Annotated in this window: 17 protein-coding genes and 1 riboswitch; of the genes, 10 read left to right on the top strand and 7 right to left on the bottom strand. The window is 38.7% G+C overall.

The features are described from left to right. Nucleotides 1–144 precede the first annotated feature (144 nt). Genes mepA through selD form a run of 4 tightly spaced genes read left to right on the top strand, consistent with a single transcriptional unit; the run spans nt 145 to nt 3,890 of the window. On the top strand, nt 145–1,005 hold the full coding sequence (mepA, locus tag DQN24_RS07755; protein ID WP_021034990.1) for a penicillin-insensitive murein endopeptidase: 861 nt from the start codon (nt 145–147) through the stop codon (nt 1,003–1,005). Nucleotides 1,006–1,022: 17 nt separating this feature from the next. Beyond that, entirely contained in the window at nt 1,023–1,790 is a 768-nt protein-coding gene (locus tag DQN24_RS07750; protein WP_042593606.1) for a TSUP family transporter, read from the top strand. 46 nt (nt 1,791–1,836) lie between these two features. Continuing rightward, on the top strand, nt 1,837–2,793 hold the full coding sequence (gene lpxM / locus DQN24_RS07745; protein ID WP_021034992.1) for a lauroyl-Kdo(2)-lipid IV(A) myristoyltransferase: 957 nt from the start codon (nt 1,837–1,839) through the stop codon (nt 2,791–2,793). A gap of 56 nt (nt 2,794–2,849) precedes the next feature. Further along, nucleotides 2,850–3,890 (top strand): selenide, water dikinase SelD, encoded by a 1,041-nt coding sequence (gene selD / locus DQN24_RS07740; RefSeq protein ID WP_080228106.1) that lies wholly within the window; start codon nt 2,850–2,852, stop codon nt 3,888–3,890. Nucleotides 3,891–3,941: 51 nt separating this feature from the next. Here the strand turns inward: selD and serS are convergent, their stop codons facing one another. Further along, nucleotides 3,942–5,231: a serine--tRNA ligase gene (gene serS, locus DQN24_RS07735; protein WP_111695666.1), complete on the bottom strand. Its 1,290-nt coding sequence runs from the start codon at nt 5,229–5,231 to the stop codon at nt 3,942–3,944. A 558-nt stretch (nt 5,232–5,789) separates the two neighbouring features. Here serS and DQN24_RS07720 point away from each other — a divergent pair. Next, nucleotides 5,790–6,008 (top strand): YdcH family protein, encoded by a 219-nt coding sequence (locus tag DQN24_RS07720; protein ID WP_005630674.1) that lies wholly within the window; start codon nt 5,790–5,792, stop codon nt 6,006–6,008. A gap of 46 nt (nt 6,009–6,054) precedes the next feature. Here DQN24_RS07720 and DQN24_RS07715 read toward each other — a convergent pair whose 3' ends face one another. The 3 genes from DQN24_RS07715 to DQN24_RS07705 form a co-directional block, all read right to left on the bottom strand. Next, nucleotides 6,055–6,534: a threonine/serine exporter family protein gene (locus tag DQN24_RS07715; RefSeq protein ID WP_005628250.1), complete on the bottom strand. Its 480-nt coding sequence runs from the start codon at nt 6,532–6,534 to the stop codon at nt 6,055–6,057. Between the two features lies 1 nt (nt 6,535). Then, nucleotides 6,536–7,306 carry a threonine/serine ThrE exporter family protein gene (locus DQN24_RS07710; protein ID WP_111695665.1) on the bottom strand — a complete coding sequence of 257 codons (771 nt, stop codon included), beginning with the start codon at nt 7,304–7,306 and terminating at the stop codon, nt 6,536–6,538. A gap of 128 nt (nt 7,307–7,434) precedes the next feature. Further along, nucleotides 7,435–8,697, bottom strand: coding sequence for an HlyC/CorC family transporter (locus DQN24_RS07705; RefSeq protein ID WP_038439572.1), 1,263 nt, complete (start codon nt 8,695–8,697; stop codon nt 7,435–7,437). Nucleotides 8,698–8,715: 18 nt separating this feature from the next. On the opposite strand from DQN24_RS07705, the gene DQN24_RS09015 reads away from it, so the two are divergent. Both DQN24_RS09015 and ffh read left to right on the top strand, forming a co-directional pair. Next, the gene (locus DQN24_RS09015; protein WP_162629708.1) at nt 8,716–8,877 is read left to right on the top strand and encodes a hypothetical protein; all 162 of its coding nucleotides are present in this window, start codon (nt 8,716–8,718) and stop codon (nt 8,875–8,877) included. A gap of 99 nt (nt 8,878–8,976) precedes the next feature. Next, nucleotides 8,977–10,365 carry a signal recognition particle protein gene (ffh, locus tag DQN24_RS07700; protein ID WP_111695664.1) on the top strand — a complete coding sequence of 463 codons (1,389 nt, stop codon included), beginning with the start codon at nt 8,977–8,979 and terminating at the stop codon, nt 10,363–10,365. Nucleotides 10,366–10,420: 55 nt separating this feature from the next. Here the strand turns inward: ffh and DQN24_RS07695 are convergent, their stop codons facing one another. Together DQN24_RS07695 and queC are read right to left on the bottom strand one after the other, a co-directional pair. Beyond that, nucleotides 10,421–11,176, bottom strand: a complete 756-nt coding sequence (locus DQN24_RS07695) for a Nif3-like dinuclear metal center hexameric protein (protein WP_111695663.1) — start codon at nt 11,174–11,176, stop codon at nt 10,421–10,423. A gap of 201 nt (nt 11,177–11,377) precedes the next feature. Next, a complete protein-coding gene (gene queC, locus DQN24_RS07690; protein ID WP_111695662.1) occupies nt 11,378–12,070 on the bottom strand; it encodes a 7-cyano-7-deazaguanine synthase QueC in 693 nt (230 codons plus the stop codon). Between the two features lies 1 nt (nt 12,071). After that, nucleotides 12,072–12,116, bottom strand: a riboswitch (PreQ1 riboswitch). A gap of 110 nt (nt 12,117–12,226) precedes the next feature. Here queC and DQN24_RS07685 point away from each other — a divergent pair. After that, nucleotides 12,227–12,370 carry a hypothetical protein gene (locus DQN24_RS07685; protein ID WP_021035002.1) on the top strand — a complete coding sequence of 48 codons (144 nt, stop codon included), beginning with the start codon at nt 12,227–12,229 and terminating at the stop codon, nt 12,368–12,370. Between the two features lie 50 nt (nt 12,371–12,420). Here DQN24_RS07685 and DQN24_RS07680 read toward each other — a convergent pair whose 3' ends face one another. Then, on the bottom strand, nt 12,421–13,452 hold the full coding sequence (locus DQN24_RS07680; RefSeq protein WP_111695661.1) for a branched-chain amino acid aminotransferase: 1,032 nt from the start codon (nt 13,450–13,452) through the stop codon (nt 12,421–12,423). 606 nt (nt 13,453–14,058) lie between these two features. Between DQN24_RS07680 and DQN24_RS07675 the strand changes: the two genes are divergently transcribed. Together DQN24_RS07675 and rlmM are read left to right on the top strand one after the other, a co-directional pair. Next, nucleotides 14,059–14,952 carry a transcriptional regulator GcvA gene (locus DQN24_RS07675; RefSeq protein ID WP_111695660.1) on the top strand — a complete coding sequence of 298 codons (894 nt, stop codon included), beginning with the start codon at nt 14,059–14,061 and terminating at the stop codon, nt 14,950–14,952. Further along, nucleotides 14,945–16,036, top strand: coding sequence for a 23S rRNA (cytidine(2498)-2'-O)-methyltransferase RlmM (gene rlmM, locus DQN24_RS07670; RefSeq protein WP_111695659.1), 1,092 nt, complete (start codon nt 14,945–14,947; stop codon nt 16,034–16,036). The genes DQN24_RS07675 and rlmM overlap by 8 nt, the downstream gene beginning before the upstream one ends. The last annotated feature ends 1 nt before the right edge of the window (nt 16,037 follow it).

The raw sequence follows: 16,037 nt of genomic DNA, 5'->3' as shown, positions 1-16,037 counted from the left end.
GATGTTACCCCTTTGGGGTAAGTGGAAAGTTCCCCAAAGGGGAACTATTTTTCTAACCGTGGGTATACTTACCCACGGCAAGACCTAGGATATACTTACCCACGGCAAAACCTAAGATATGCTTACCCATAGCAAAACTTTAGAATGAATAAAATTTTATTAAAAACAACCATAATTTTTACCGCACTTTTCTCTCTGAACGTTGCTGCGTCTCCTCTAGATTGGCAAAAAGTGAAACGTCCAATACCAAGTGGCGATGGGAAAGCAAAACCTATTGGTAGTTATACCAATGGATGTATTATTGGGGCGCAAGCACTACCGCCGAAAGGAGACGGTTACCAAGTTATTCGTATGAATCGCAATCGTTATTATGGTCATCCAAATATGATTCAGTATCTTGAACGTTTGGGACAACGTGCTAAAGCTGCTGGGTTACCAACGATGTTAGTGGGCGATATTGCCATGCCAGGTGGTGGACGATTTTTAACGGGTCATGCTAGCCATCAGATGGGATTAGATGCGGATATTTGGTTAAGAATGGGCGAAATGTCAGATGCCGATGCACTGAATTCTGATGGTAAAGGTTTATTAGTTGTGGATAGAAAGGCACAACGAGTGGATGAACGCGTATGGAATAGCAATCATGCGACGTTAATCAAATTAGCCGCGCAAGATCCAAATGTGACACGTATTTTTGTTAATCCTGCGATTAAGGTAAAATTATGTCAAACTGCTGGCAATGATCGCGGCTGGTTACACAAAGTTCGTCCTTGGTATGGACACGACTCTCATTTTCATGTTCGTTTAACTTGCCCAGCAGATGCGTCTTATTGTGAAAATCAAGCACCCGTTCCTCCCAGTGATGGTTGTGGAGACGAATTATATTCTTGGTTTGAGCCACCAAAAACAGGTGCTTCAGTGAGCAAACCTAAAGTTACACCACCTGAGCCGTTTTTGTGCCAACAAATTTTAAATTCCCCGAATCGGAATGAATGGTTAGAATAGAATTAAGGTAAATCAATATGGATATCGGAATTGATCTTTTAGCAATATTGTTTTGTGTTGGTTTTGTCGCATCATTTATCGATGCAATTGCTGGTGGTGGGGGATTAATCACCATTCCAGCGTTGCTCATGACTGGTATGCCGCCAGCAATGGCGTTAGGCACTAACAAATTGCAAGCTATGGGCGGTGCATTATCCGCAAGTCTTTATTTCTTGCGAAAAAGAGCGGTCAATTTACGCGATATTTGGTTTATTTTGATTTGGGTTTTCTTAGGTTCTGCCCTAGGTACATTATTAATTCAATCAATTGACGTGGCGATTTTCAGAAAAATTCTGCCTTTTCTGATTTTAGTCATTGGTCTGTATTTTTTATTTACCCCTAAATTAGGTGATGAAGATCGGAAACAACGATTAAGTTATCTGTTATTTGGTCTTTTAATTAGCCCATTTTTAGGTTTTTATGATGGCTTCTTTGGCCCAGGAACGGGCTCAATTATGAGTTTGGCCTGTGTTACTTTGCTAGGATTTAATCTCCCGAAAGCGACAGCACATGCAAAAGTGATGAACTTCACTTCGAACCTTGCTTCTTTTGCACTTTTCTTATTGGGCGGACAAATTCTTTGGAAAGTGGGTTTCGTGATGATGGCTGGGAGCATTTTAGGTGCAAATTTAGGCGCCAAAATGGTGATGACGAAAGGTAAAACCTTGATTCGACCGATGGTTGTTATCATGTCTTTTATGATGACGGCCAAAATGGTTTACGATCAGGGTTGGTTTCATTTTTAATTCGGAAAGCGCACAAAAGTGCGGTTAAAATTAATTTCATTTTATTATGTCGGATAATCAACAAAATTTACGTCTGACGGCGAGAGTGGGCTATGAAGCGCACTTTTCATGGTCGTATTTAAAGCCTCAATATTGGGGAATTTGGCTCGGTATTTTCTTTTTATTGTTGTTAGCATTTGTGCCTTTTCGTCTGCGCGATAAATTGGCGGGAAAATTAGGTATTTGGATTGGGCATAAAGCAAAGAAACAGCGTACGCGCGCGCAAACTAACTTGCAATATTGCTTTCCTCATTGGACTGAACAACAACGTGAGCAAGTCATTGATAAAATGTTTGCGGTTGTCGCTCAGGTTATGTTTGGTATTGGTGAGATTGCCATCCGTTCAAAGAAACATTTGCAAAAACGTAGCGAATTTATCGGTCTTGAACATATCGAACAGGCAAAAGCTGAAGGCAAGAATATTATTCTTATGGTGCCACATGGCTGGGCAATTGATGCCTCAGGCATTATTTTGCACATTCAAGGTATGCCAATGACTTCTATGTATAATCCACACCGTAATCCATTGGCGGATTGGCTTTGGACGATTACACGCCAACGTTTCGGCGGAAAAATGCATGCTCGCCAAAATGGTATTAAACCCTTTTTAAATCATGTTCGTAAAGGCGAAATGGGTTATTACTTACCCGATGAAGATTTTGGTGCGGAGCAAAGCGTATTTGTTGATTTCTTTGGGACTTATAAAGCGACATTGCCAGGATTAAATAAAATGGCAAAACTTTCTAAAGCCGTTGTCATTCCAATGTTTCCTCGTTATAACGCTGAAACCGGCAAATATGAAATGGAAATTCATCCTGCAATGAATTTAAGCGATGATCCTGAACAATCAGCCCGAGCAATGAACGAAGAAATAGAATCTTTTGTTACGCCAACGCCAGAGCAATATGTTTGGATTTTGCAATTATTGCGTACAAGGAAAGATGGCGAAGATCTTTATGATTAAGAATAGGTTTAAACGTCATATTCTCGAAAACGAATATTCAACAAGGTAAATAAGAAATGGAAGAAAAAATTCGGCTGACGCAATACAGCCATGGTGCAGGTTGAGGCTGTAAAATTTCGCCTAAGGTGTTAGGGACAATTTTACATTCAGAACTGGAAAAATTTTATGATCCAAATCTGCTCGTCGGCAATGAAACCGCAGACGATGCAGCGGTGTATGATCTTGGGAATGGAACTGCGATTATCAGTACCACAGACTTTTTCATGCCGATTGTAGATGATCCTTTTGATTTTGGACGAATTGCCGCAACCAATGCCATCAGTGATATTTTTGCTATGGGCGGTAAGCCGATTATGGGAATCGCTATTTTAGGTTTTCCAACTAATGTATTACCTGCAGAAGTTGCACAGAAAATTGTTGATGGCGGTCGCTTTGCTTGCCATCAAGCGGGTATTGCTTTGGCGGGTGGACATTCCATTGATTCACCCGAACCTATTTTTGGTTTAGCGGTGACAGGCGTGATTGACACTGAAAAAGTGAAACGTAATGCTTCTGCAAAATCAGGTTGTAAGCTTTATATGACGAAACCGCTTGGTATCGGTATTTTGACGACGGCGGAGAAAAAAGGAAAACTTAAGCCAGAACATCAAGGTTTAGCCACTGCCGCTATGTTCCAAATGAATTCCATTGGCAGCCAATTTTCCCAAGTGGATGGCGTAACAGCAATGACGGATGTCACAGGATTTGGTTTACTTGGTCATTTAATTGAAATCTGTGAAGGTTCAAATCTAAGTGCGGTAGTTTTTGCGGACAAAATTAAAACCTTGGACGGCGTAAAAGATTATATTGCTCAAGGTTGCGTCCCCGGAGGAACAGGGCGTAATCTTGAAAGTTATGGGCATAAAGTGGGTGTATTAACGGAAGAACAAAAAGCGATTTTGTGTGATCCTCAAACATCAGGCGGTTTATTAGTGGCAGTTGAGCCTAATAGCGTTCAAACGGTCATTGAAATAGCCAAAGATGCGGGCATTGATTTATATGAAGTAGGTGAATTAAAATCTAAATCAGAATCCGATGTCGCTGTTGAAATAGCTTAATAAAAAAGCGTGGAAATTTTAAAATCCACGCTTTTTTATTTTATAGAAGGATTATTTTCCGATAACGTCTAATCCGCCCATATATGGACGTAGCACTTCTGGCACGGTGATTGAACCATCGGCATTTTGATAGTTTTCAAGCACAGCTACTAAAGTACGACCAACCGCTAAGCCTGAACCATTTAAGGTATGCACTAAGTGGGTTTTCTTATCGCCTTTTGCTTTACAACGTGCTTGCATACGGCGAGCTTGGAAATCCCACATATTTGAGCAAGAAGAAATTTCACGATAAGTATTTTGTGCAGGCACCCACACTTCTAAGTCGTAAGTTTTGCAAGAACCAAAGCCCATATCGCCTGTGCAAAGTAAAACTTTACGGTATGGTAAATTTAATAATTGCAATACTTTTTCTGCGTGACCTGTTAATTCTTCAAGTGCTTCCATAGATTTATCTGGATCAACGATTTGTACCATTTCCACTTTATCAAATTGGTGCATACGAATTAAACCGCGAGTATCACGACCGTAAGAGCCTGCTTCTGAACGGAAACATGGCGTATGTGCGGTCATTTTTATTGGCAATTCTGCTTCATCAATAATTACATCACGCACTAAATTAGTGACTGGTACTTCTGCGGTTGGAATTAATGCGTAAGGTTGTTCGCCTTCTAAAGCAAGCGTATGGAATAAATCTTCCCCAAATTTTGGTAATTGCCCAGTGCCATAAAGTGTGGCGTGATTCACTAAATAAGGCACATAGGTTTCTAAATAGCCGTGCTGTTCAGTATGAAGATCTAACATAAATTGCGCTAATGCACGGTGCATTTTAGCGATTTGACCTTTCATTACGGCAAAACGCGCACCAGCTAATTTAGCTCCTGCGGCAAAATCTAAGCCATTTGCTTCTTCGCCTAAAGCCACATGATCTTTTACTTCAAAATCAAATGTACGTGGTGTGCCCCAACGTAAGATTTCTTTATTTTCGGTGTCATCTTTGCCTAATGGCACTTCGTCTGCAGGTAGATTTGGAATACTTAATACAATTTGATTGATTTCCGCAAGTACCGCATCTAATTGTGCTTTTGCTTCAGTCAATTGGTTGCCCATATTATCCACTTCAGCCAATAACAGTTCGATATCTTCACCACGTGCTTTCGCAGCACCAATAGCTTTTGAACGAGTATTACGTTCAGCTTGTAAGTTTTCGGTAGTGATTTGTAAGTTTTTGCGCTGATCTTCTAACGCAGTGAGTTTTTCCGTATCAAGAATAAAGTTGCGTTTTACTTTTAATTTTTCTGCGACTTCGGATAAATTATTACGGAGCAAATTTGGATCGATCATAGAATTTCCTTACTTTTTTCGTTGAAATGAAAATAGCCTTATTCTAGCGTGCTTTCTTTAAATAAACCAGTTTAAAAGCCAGCGGATAAAAATAAAGAAAAATTGACCGCACTTTGTGTTAGAATCCACGCTCCATTTAGTCTGAATTTTAGGTAAATTATGAGAAAATTTATTCTTTCTTTTCTGTTTATGCTTATCGGTGGTGGGCTAGGTTTTGCGGGGAAGTGTTTTCATCTCACAAAATAAATTGAAGATGATGCAATCTATTCAAGCGTTAGGTAATAATTTGGTGGCATTTCATTTTGTATAACAATCTAATCTTGTGATGTTAGAGAAACATTATGTTATTTCAATGGGGGGGCTGGCTTTGGAATTATGTTTAGTTTGTTAGCGATGCTGATTTTAGGTACTGGAAGAAAGAAAAAAGCAAGAGAGTAAAGGATAATTTTCGATAAATAAATTTTTGTGATCGTTGTCAAATTTTTAAGATCCTGTTCTGTTTATTTGGGGTGAATGTAGTAAACTTAAACCAGTTAAAACCACTATAGGAGCAATGCTATGTTTCCCGAATATCGAGACTTAATTACCAAGCTTAAAAGTAATGATGCTTATTTTGATCGTCTTTTTGAAAAGCATAACGAATTAGATCATGAAATTAAGAATATGCAGGAAAACATTCAGCTCGCTACTCATATGGAAATTGAGGCTTTGAAAAAAGAAAAATTACGGATTAAAGATGAGCTTTATGAATATCTCAAGAAAAAATCACAAGAATAGTAGAAAGCCGACAAAATGTCGGCTTTTTTGTTGCACCGTTTTAGTGTTATACAACAGGTTTTTGCCGATAAAACAATAAGCCCGGTAAAGCTAATCCAAATACAATTGCGCCTAAGATAAAACTGGTATTAATAAAGGAGCTAATCATTTGTTCAAATAAAGCATCAGAAAAACCAAAGTGATGAATTTGTACCATTGAAATCATTGCTTTATAAGCATGAACACCGGGGATCATGGGGATAATTGCCGCAACGGTGAAGGCTTTGGGATGGGCTAAATAACGATGGGAAAGATGCACGCCTAAAAATCCAATTACGCAAGTGGCAAAGAAGGTGGCAAATACAATAGGCATATTAATATGCAGTAATAATGTGCGTGTCACATGCCCAAGTGCGGCTAAAATTGCACAATATTTTAAGGCCTTGGGCGGCACATTAAATACTAAAGCAAAGCCCACCGCTGGAATTGCGGCAAATAACATATCATCGAGTAATTTCAATATAAATATTGTGATATCTAATAACATTTTAATGCCCCCAAGTTGTAATATGTAATACGCTCAAAGCAAATACAATGCCAAGACATGCGCCAAAAGTGAGAATAGTGGCAATCGTCCAACGACCTAATCCCATATTCACATAACCTTTTAATATATCCGCCAAAGAATTAATCAGAGGAAACCCTGGTACAAGTAATAACACACTAGACGCTAAAGCAATTTGAGGATCATTACCTAAGTTATATTTCAAGCTAACGCCAGAAATCAGTGAGGCAACAAAGGACGTGATAGAAAAAACAATGATGGGATTATAGTGCCGTTTTGAAAACTCTTGCCGCACAAACATTGCTATGGCTGCTGCCACAAAGGTAATGCCACAAATTATCCAATCTCCGCCAGATAAATGAGCAAACGCCGCACAAGATAAGCCTATCATGAATACAATCAACCATCGGTTATATTTAAGCGGTTTTAATTGATTCAGTTTTCTTTGTGCGATTTCTAAGTCATACAAATGATGCTCAACAGCAATCACAATACGTTGAACATCAGTGACCATTTGCATATTAATGCCTTTATCTGTATTTTTTCGTGCGGTGGTAATGCAATGATTATCGGATAAGGTCGTCAGCACCACCGCATTTGCCGTAAGCGCACATTCCACGCTTTCTACACCAAGTGCTATGCCTAAACGCTGCGCCATTTGCACCACTACGGTACTTTCTGCCCCATGTTGTAACAAGAGCAGTGCTGTTTGTACGCATACGCGAGTCACCGCCCGTTGATATTCGTGTTCCATATCCTTGTTCTCTATCAAAATATACCTAGAAAGAATTATAAAAATCTTTTCTAAAAAATGCGCAAAAAAGAACCGCACTTATGATCCAAGTCAAAAGTGCGGTTCTATTTGGCGGAGTTTTTTTATGATTAAAGTTTGACGACTTTCGCCTGTTTTATCATATTATCGCCCACTTCAAGAATAGTGATTAGCAAACCATCAATTTCGCAAATTGTGCCTTCGTCGGGTATTTCCTCTAAGTGTTCTAAGATTAAACCATTAAAAGTACGAGCATCTTCTGTATCTAATTCCCAGTTAAACATTTTGTTGAGATCACGTAGATTAGCGGAGCCATCGATAATCATTGAACCATCGGACTGTTGAATTACTTCTTCGTCAATGCTTGGGGCGGTGGAAGTGGTAAAATCCCCAACGATTTCTTCCAAAATATCTTCCAAAGTTACAAGACCTTTAATATCGCCGTATTCATCCACAACTAAGCCAATGCGTTCTTTATTTGCACGGAAATTTGCAAGTTGCGTTTTTAATGGCGTGCTTTCAGGAATGAAATACACTTCATCTGCGGCACGAATTAAGGTTTCTTTGGTAAATTCATTTTTTTCAAGCAGTAAGCGGAATGCTTCACGCACGCGCAAAATGCCAAGTACTTGTTCATCAAGGCTGCCTTTATAAAGTACAACACGATTGTGTGCGGCGTGATTGAGCTGGCGCATAATGGCTCGCCAATCATCATCAATATTTATACCGCCGATTTCGTTGCGGGGAACCATAATGTCATCAACAGTGACTGTTTCCATATCCAAAATAGACAGTAACATTTGCGGATGCTGTTCATTTGGCGTTGCTTCGCCCGCCTCTGACACAATGCTACGCAGTTCTTCACTACTAATCACTTGTTTTTGCATATCAAGTTTTAACCCTACTATTTGCATCAAGGATTTAGTAAAAATATTCATTAACCAAACGAGCGGATAAAAGATTTTAAGCAATGAAGTTAAAATATGACTTGAAAAAAAACTGACTTTTTCTGCGTGCATCGCTGCCACAGTTTTAGGGAAGATTTCAGAAAATACGAGCATCACGAAAGTGAGCAAACCCGTTGCAATTGCCACGCCGACATCGCCATATAAACGCATACCAATAACTGTTGCAATTGCCGATGCACTGATATTCACAAGATTATTAAAGATAAGAATAAAGCTTAACAAGGTATCTGGCTTTTCGAGCAGTTTTTCCGCTTTTTTCGCGCCTTTATTGCCCTGTTCAGATAGAAAACGAAGACGATATTTATTGAGGGAGAGTAGTCCAGTTTCTGAACCAGAAAAATAGGCTGATAAAACTAAACAGATAATGAGAATAATAAATAAAGTACTAAGGGGAATGCTATCCAAGAGAAAATCCTTTTGTTTGTGAATCAACAAAAAGTGCGGTCATTTTTCACCGCACTTTTTACTTGTTATTTGATTTTATTAAATCAAATGGCTACTCAAATAGCCAAGAATGGGCAGAATGATACCCGAAATTGGCTCAATAATCATTCTTTTTCCTTATATCCTATGCTTTCTTTATGAAATCGCCTATTCAAAAAGTCATTTTCATTTGAAATGATGAAAAACGCCTAAATTTCGGTATAATCAGCGCAATTTTTTAAGAAAACAGGATTGTTAGCCATGTTTGAGAATTTATCGGATCGCCTTTCCAAAACTTTACGTAATATCACAGGAAAAGGTCGTTTAACGGAAGATAATATTAAAGAAACCTTACGCGAAGTGCGTATGGCATTACTTGAAGCAGATGTTGCTTTACCTGTGGTGCGTGAATTTATCGCAAAAGTAAAAGAAAGCGCGCTTGGGGAAGAAGTCAATAAAAGTTTAACGCCAGGGCAAGAGTTCTTAAAAATCGTTCAGCGTGAGCTTGAAAAAGCCATGGGCGAAGCGAATGAGAGTTTAAACCTTGCAACCCAACCACCTGCAGTTATCTTAATGGCAGGTTTACAAGGGGCGGGTAAAACCACCAGCGTGGGTAAATTGGCAAAATTCTTGCGTGAACGTCATAAAAAGAAAGTGTTAGTGGTTTCTGCCGATGTATATCGCCCAGCTGCGATTAAGCAACTTGAAACCTTGGCTCAATCTGTTGGCGTGGATTTTTTCCCATCGGATGTCAAACAAAATCCAGTTGATATTGCTAAAGCGGCACTTGCTGATGCAAAACTGAAATTCTACGATGTGTTGATTGTGGATACAGCTGGTCGCTTGCATGTTGATACAGAAATGATGGATGAAATCAAGCAAGTCCATGCAGCGTTAAATCCAATCGAAACCCTTTTCACTGTTGATGCGATGACTGGTCAAGATGCAGCCAATACGGCAAAAGCCTTTAATGAAGCATTGCCGCTTACAGGTGTTATTTTGACAAAAGTGGACGGTGATGCACGTGGTGGTGCAGCCTTATCAATTCGTCAAATCACAGGTAAACCAATCAAATTCTTGGGTGTGGGCGAGAAAACAGAAGCACTTGAGCCTTTCCATCCTGATCGTGTCGCTTCCCGTATTTTGGGCATGGGCGATGTGCTTTCCCTTATCGAAGATCTTGAACGTTCTGTTGACCGTGAAAAAGCCGAAAAAATGGCACAGAAATTCAAGAAAGGCGATGGTTTCACTTTAGATGATTTCCGCGAGCAGCTTATCGAGATGAAAAAAATGGGTGGCATGATGTCTATGCTTGAAAAATTACCAGGTGCAAAAAATTTGCCTGATCACGTTAAAAATCAAGTAGATGACAAAATGTTTGTCAAAATGGAAGCGATCATTAACTCCATGACACTAAAAGAACGTGCGAACCCAGAGATTATCAAAGGATCTCGCCGTCGTCGTATTGCATTAGGTTCTGGCACTCAAGTGCAAGATGTTAATAAATTACTTAAACAATTCGATGAAATGCAACGCATGATGAAGAAAATGCGTAAAGGTGGCATGGCTAAAATGATGCGTGGAATGCAAGGCTTAATGGGCGCAGGCTTAGGCGGTCTTGGTGGTTTAGGCGGAATGTTTAAACGATAATTTCAGAAGATAAAAGTGCGGTAAAAAAGAAATATTTTTACCGCACTTTTGTATTTTACGCTGGATTATCTATATCTTTAAATTCTACGTCAAAGCCATATTCTTTCGCCAACCATTCTCCTAACGCCTTGATGCCATAGCGTTCTGTTGCGTGATGGCCTGCAGAGAAGAAATGTAATCCTTGTTCACGGGCAGAATGGATTGTTTGTTCTGACACTTCCCCTGTAATAAATGCGTCACAGCCTTGTTCTGCAGCAAGATCAATATAACCTTGTCCGCCACCGGTGCAGATACCAATTTTTCGGATTAAGTGCGGTCCGTTTTCAATGCAAATTAACGGTTTTCGATTTAACACTTTTTCTATTTTTTCTGCAAAGTCTTTACCTGTCATCGGTTCTTTTAATTCGCCCCAAACAGGAATACTCACAGAGCTTTTTTCTAATGGTTGTAAATTTTCAATGTCGAGCAGTTTGGCTAATTGTGCATTGTTGCCTAATTCTGGGTGCACATCTAATGGCAAATGATAGCCATATAAATTAATGTCGTTCACTAAAAGGGCTTTAATTCGCTTGCCTTTCATTCCTCGAATACAAGGGTTTTCACTTTTCCAAAAATAGCCGTGATGAACCAAAATTGCATCGGCATTTTTGCTGATTGCGTAATCAATTAGAGCCTGACTTGCCGTTACGCCAGTAATGATTTTTTTGATTTCTGTTTTACCTTCGACTTGTAAGCCGTTGGGCGCATAGTCATTGATTTTGTCAGAAGAAAGTTTTTGATTAATGAGTTGTTCAAGTTCGAGATTATTCATAATGGATCGTTGATTGGAAAAAGTTGGGATATGGTACAAAATTCCAAAAAAAATGGCTAGTGCGAAAGGAGTGGGGGAATGCACTAGCCAAGTTTCATTACTATTAAATTACTATCTAGTATCTAAAACAGAATTCATTATATACATAAATTTATAGCGATCAAGAGGGATAAGAAATTTTTATTTTATTTAAAGTGCGGTTTAAATTCCTTGAGTTTTTTTACCGCACTTTTTTGCTAAATATTCTTGTAAGCCTTTATTGCGAAGAATACAGCTTGGGCATTTTCCGCATCCCCCTTCAATCCCTTCATAGCAAGTGTGCGTATGTTTTTGTACATAATCTAGTACGCCTAATTCATCAGCAAGCTGCCAAGTTTGGGCTTTGGTGAGATACATTAATGGTGTTTTGATATTGAATTGATAATCCATAGCCAAATTTAATGTAACATTCATAGACTTGATAAACACATCTCGGCAATCGGGATAACCGCTGAAATCTGTTTCACATACGCCAGTGATAATATCTTGAATGCCTTGACCTTTCGCATAAATCGCTGCATAAAGTAAAAATAGAGCGTTGCGACCATCAACAAAAGTGTTTGGTAATTCATTCTCTTTTTGTTCAATATGTGCCTGTTCATCCATTAATGCATTATGCGTGATAGCTTTCATAACAGATGTATCAATCAAGGTTTGTTTAATGCCTAAATCTTGTGCAATGGTGCGCGCCTTTTCTAATTCAATAGCATGACGCTGCCCATATTGAAAGGTAATGGCTTCTACGTTTTCTTTGCCGTATTCAGCAATAGCTTGGAATAAACAGGTTGTGGAGTCTTGCCCACCTGAAAAGATGACAATCGCTTTACGATCGTGGTTTGGATTGAAAATATTCATATTCTACCTAGTTTTTTATTGTAGGAGGTTTGCGAACTACGGGGGGTATTCTAGTGGGGAAGTTCTATTTTAGCAAGACAAGTGAAATATTTCGTTAGGATGTGTAGTCGTTGTGCTACAATTCGCAGGTTTTTAATTTAGCAAAAAGGTTTATTTATGAAAAAATGGTTGTTGATTATCGCAGGCGCATTTATTATTTCAGCTTGTGCGAATAAAGATGTGTATTTTAACGGCGCAGAAGGTTCGCATTCAGGTGTTAAATTTGATAAAGATTCTCGCCAATGGGGATTGAATCAATAAAAAAGAGCGGTTAATTTCAACCACTCTTTTGGTTTTTATATTGCTAGAAATTATTCTACTTTCACAATCCAGCCTTCAGGCGCTTCAACATCACCGAATTGGATGCCTGTTAGTTCACCGTAAAGACGACGGGTAACAGGGCCTACTTCGGTTTCTGAATAGAAAACATGGAAGTTGCTTTTGTGTTGGATACCGCCTACAGGGGTAATTACTGCTGCTGTACCACAGGCACCAGCTTCAGCGAATTCGTCAAGTTGATCGATATAAACATCGCCTTCGATGGTTTCCATGCCTAAACGCTCTTTTGCGATATGTAAAAGAGAGTATTTGGTGATACTTGGTAAAATTGATTCTGATTTTGGTGTGATGAATTTATTATCTTTTGTGATCCCAAAGAAGTTTGCCGCACCGACTTCTTCAATTTTGGTGTGAGTTTTTGGATCTAAATAAATAGCATCTGCAAATTTACGTTCTGGCGTACCTTGTTCTGCCGCTAATACATGTGGCAGAAGGCTTGCTGCGTAGTTTCCGCCCACTTTTACGCCACCGGTTCCCATTGGTGCTGCACGGTCGTAATCGGTCGTGATGAAGTTTGATGGAGCCAAACCACCTTTGAAGTAAGCACCCACTGGGCAACAGAAAACAGAGAAAATAAACTCTGGTGCTGCTTTCACGCCGATATTTTCGCCCACACCAATTAAGAATGGACGTAAGTATAAGGTTGCACCAGAACCGTAAGGGCCCAACCAATCTTGGTTAGCTTTAACCACTTCTTTACACGCACGTACGAATAATTCAGTTGGTACGCGTGGCATTAAAAGACGGTCTGCGGTACGTTGCATACGTTCTGCATTCGCCTGCGGACGGAATAAGTTGATTGAGCCGTCTTTGCAACGATAAGCCTTTAAACCTTCAAAACATTGCTGACCGTAGTGAAGTGCGGTAGAACCTTCGTGAATATGTAAGGTATTGTCTGTTGTGAGTTTGCCTTCCTCCCATTTGCCCTCTTTCCAGTGAGCGATGAAACGGTAATCTGTTTTAATATAACTAAAACCAAGGTTATTCCAGTCTAAGTTTTTCATTTTGCTTCCTTTTTTTATGAAGTTATGTCGCCTAGGGTAAGTATACCCTAGGCTAGTTTTAATACTACCCCTTTGGGGGAGATAGGATGTTCCCCAAAGGGGAACCATTATTACTATAATTAGCCGTGGGTATGTTTACCCACGGTTATATATTTTTGTGAAAGTGTTGCTTAATCTACAATATTCTCTCTTTGATTAAAATAATAGATTTTCAAAATCGCTCAAATTTCAAGAAATCAACAAGGAATTGTCAAAATTGTGAAGTGGATCAGGAAATCAATATGTAATTGTGATAGAATTAGGACGAAAAAAACGCCGCTCAATGGAGCGGCGATTTAACCAAATCGGTTTAATAATATACAGGAAGTAAATGAGTAACAAATTGTTACTCAAGTTCGGTTTCCCGAACTATATGCAAACACAACATCATACTTAAGTCTGAAACTCATTAACTAGTAAGGAATTACCAATCATTAAGTATGGCGATATTTTAAGAAAAAAGGGCAAGAAAGGACAAGCGACGTTTTTTTATTTGAGGTATTAGAAAAACTAATTTGAAATAAATCTTGTCCATTATAGACGAAAAATTTATGAATGGAAATACTTATGTATAAACGTTTGCCCCCATTGAATTCGCTAAAATCTTTTGAGTCTGCTGCTCGTTATTTAAGTTTTACTAAAGCTGCAGATGAGCTTTGTGTGACACAAGCGGCGGTTAGTCATCAAATTAAATTATTAGAAGAATTTTTAGGAATTGAATTATTTAAGCGAAAGAATCGTTCGTTAGAATTAACAGAACTTGGAAAAGCTTATTTTGTTGATATTAATAAAATTCTACGTCGTTTAAATGAAGCAACAGAGCGATTATTAACGTTAAAAACGGACCCGCATTTAAATATTAGCGTGCCACAAACTTTTGGTATTCAATGGCTAGTTCCACATTTAAGTGAATTTAATCAGCTTTATCCGCAAATTGAGGTGCGTTTAACAGGCGTGGATCAAGATGAAGGCTTGTTAAATAAAGAAATTGATCTTGCTATTTATTATGGCTTGGGAAATTGGCAGAATCTTCAAGTAGATCGTCTTGGCGAAGAAAATTTATTGATTTTTGCGTCGCCTGAATTACTAGATAAAAATCCAATTATTCAGCCTGAAGATTTAAAAAAACACACATTAATTCATATTCATACCCGTGATAATTGGCAAGCGATGGCAAATCATTTACAGTTAGATGATTTAAATATTCAGCAAGGGCCGTTATTTAGCCATACATTTATGGCGTTACAGGCGGCTATTCACGGGCAAGGCATTGTATTAGCTAATCGCTTATTAGCTTTGCAAGAAATTGAAAATGGATCATTGCAAGCGGTGTTGCCGACTAATTTGCCTGATCCAAAATCATTTTATGTGGTCAATCATCTTGATCGCCTTGATGAACAAAAAATTCAAGCATTCCGCCAATGGATTATTAACTCAATTAAACGAGAAGAAAATGAATAAACTCGCATTATATTGTCGCCCAGGTTTTGAGAAAGAAGTCGCAGCAGAGATCACTGATCAAGCAAGTAATTTAGGTGTATTTGGTTTTGCACGAGTACAAGATAATTCGGGCTATGTGATTTTTGAATGTTATCAACCTAATGAGGCAGATCGCCTTGCCCGAGAAATTCCTTTTAATCGTTTGATTTTTGCTCGTCAGATGATAGTTATTTCCGATTTATTGGAAGATTTAGATCCCGCTGATCGTATTAGTCCTATCGTGGCGGCGTTTGAAGAATTATCACAACAAATTAATTTTGCTCAATCTAGCGAGCTTTTTGTCGAAACTGCAGATACAAATGAAGCGAAAGAGCTTTCCACTTTTTGCCGTAAATTTACCGTGCCTTTGCGTCAAGCATTGAAAAAACAAGGTTGGCTTTCTGCAAAAGCGAGTCAAAAGTGCGGTCAATTTTTACATTGTTTTTTTGTAAAACCGAATTGCTGTTATGTGGGATATTCTTATGTAGATAATCATTCCCCTCATTTTATGGGAATCCCTCGTTTAAAATTTCCGGCAGATGCACCTAGCCGCTCTACGTTAAAACTAGAAGAAGCTATTTTGACTTTTATTCCGCGTAAAGAAGAGAATAAACGTTTAAATGAAAATATGATTGGCGTTGATTTAGGGGCTTGCCCTGGGGGTTGGACATATCAATTAGTCAAACGCGGTTTATTTGTTTATGCAGTTGATCACGGAAAAATGGCAGCGAGTTTGCATGATACAGGTCGCATTGAACATTGTGCGGAAGATGGTTTTAAATTTCAGCCTCCCAAAAGGAAAAAAGTGGATTGGTTAGTCTGTGATATGGTGGAACAACCAAGTCGTATTTCTTTATTAATTGGCAAATGGTTGTTGAATGGTTGGTGCCGAGAAACCATCTTCAATTTAAAATTACCCATGAAAAAACGTTATCAAGAAGTGATATTATGTTTAGAAAACTTGGCTGTTATGTTGGCTGAGCAGAATTTAAATTTTGATATTCAAGCTAAACATTTATATCACGATCGTGAAGAAATCACGGTACATATAGCATTAAAACCTTGAG

Source organism: Haemophilus influenzae, from assembly GCF_900475755.1.
Classification (GTDB): domain Bacteria; phylum Pseudomonadota; class Gammaproteobacteria; order Enterobacterales; family Pasteurellaceae; genus Haemophilus; species Haemophilus influenzae_D.
The sequence above is the reverse complement of the archived record's forward strand: the minus strand, read 5'-3'. Positions and strand labels throughout refer to the sequence as shown.

Bases quoted from the DNA above. Each gene is read 5' to 3' on its own strand.
- mepA (WP_021034990.1), top strand. From the start codon at position 145: ATGAATAAAATTTTATTAAAAACAACCATAATTTTTACCGCACTTTTC.
- DQN24_RS07750 (WP_042593606.1), top strand. From the start codon at position 1,023: ATGGATATCGGAATTGATCTTTTAGCAATATTGTTTTGTGTTGGTTTT.
- lpxM (WP_021034992.1), top strand. From the start codon at position 1,837: ATGTCGGATAATCAACAAAATTTACGTCTGACGGCGAGAGTGGGCTAT.
- serS (WP_111695666.1), bottom strand. From the start codon at position 5,231: ATGATCGATCCAAATTTGCTCCGTAATAATTTATCCGAAGTCGCAGAA.
- DQN24_RS07720 (WP_005630674.1), top strand. From the start codon at position 5,790: ATGTTTCCCGAATATCGAGACTTAATTACCAAGCTTAAAAGTAATGAT.
- DQN24_RS07715 (WP_005628250.1), bottom strand. From the start codon at position 6,534: ATGTTATTAGATATCACAATATTTATATTGAAATTACTCGATGATATG.
- DQN24_RS07710 (WP_111695665.1), bottom strand. From the start codon at position 7,306: ATGGAACACGAATATCAACGGGCGGTGACTCGCGTATGCGTACAAACA.
- ffh (WP_111695664.1), top strand. From the start codon at position 8,977: ATGTTTGAGAATTTATCGGATCGCCTTTCCAAAACTTTACGTAATATC.
- DQN24_RS07695 (WP_111695663.1), bottom strand. From the start codon at position 11,176: ATGAATAATCTCGAACTTGAACAACTCATTAATCAAAAACTTTCTTCT.
- queC (WP_111695662.1), bottom strand. From the start codon at position 12,070: ATGAATATTTTCAATCCAAACCACGATCGTAAAGCGATTGTCATCTTT.
- DQN24_RS07685 (WP_021035002.1), top strand. From the start codon at position 12,227: ATGAAAAAATGGTTGTTGATTATCGCAGGCGCATTTATTATTTCAGCT.
- DQN24_RS07680 (WP_111695661.1), bottom strand. From the start codon at position 13,452: ATGAAAAACTTAGACTGGAATAACCTTGGTTTTAGTTATATTAAAACA.
- DQN24_RS07675 (WP_111695660.1), top strand. From the start codon at position 14,059: ATGTATAAACGTTTGCCCCCATTGAATTCGCTAAAATCTTTTGAGTCT.
- rlmM (WP_111695659.1), top strand. From the start codon at position 14,945: ATGAATAAACTCGCATTATATTGTCGCCCAGGTTTTGAGAAAGAAGTC.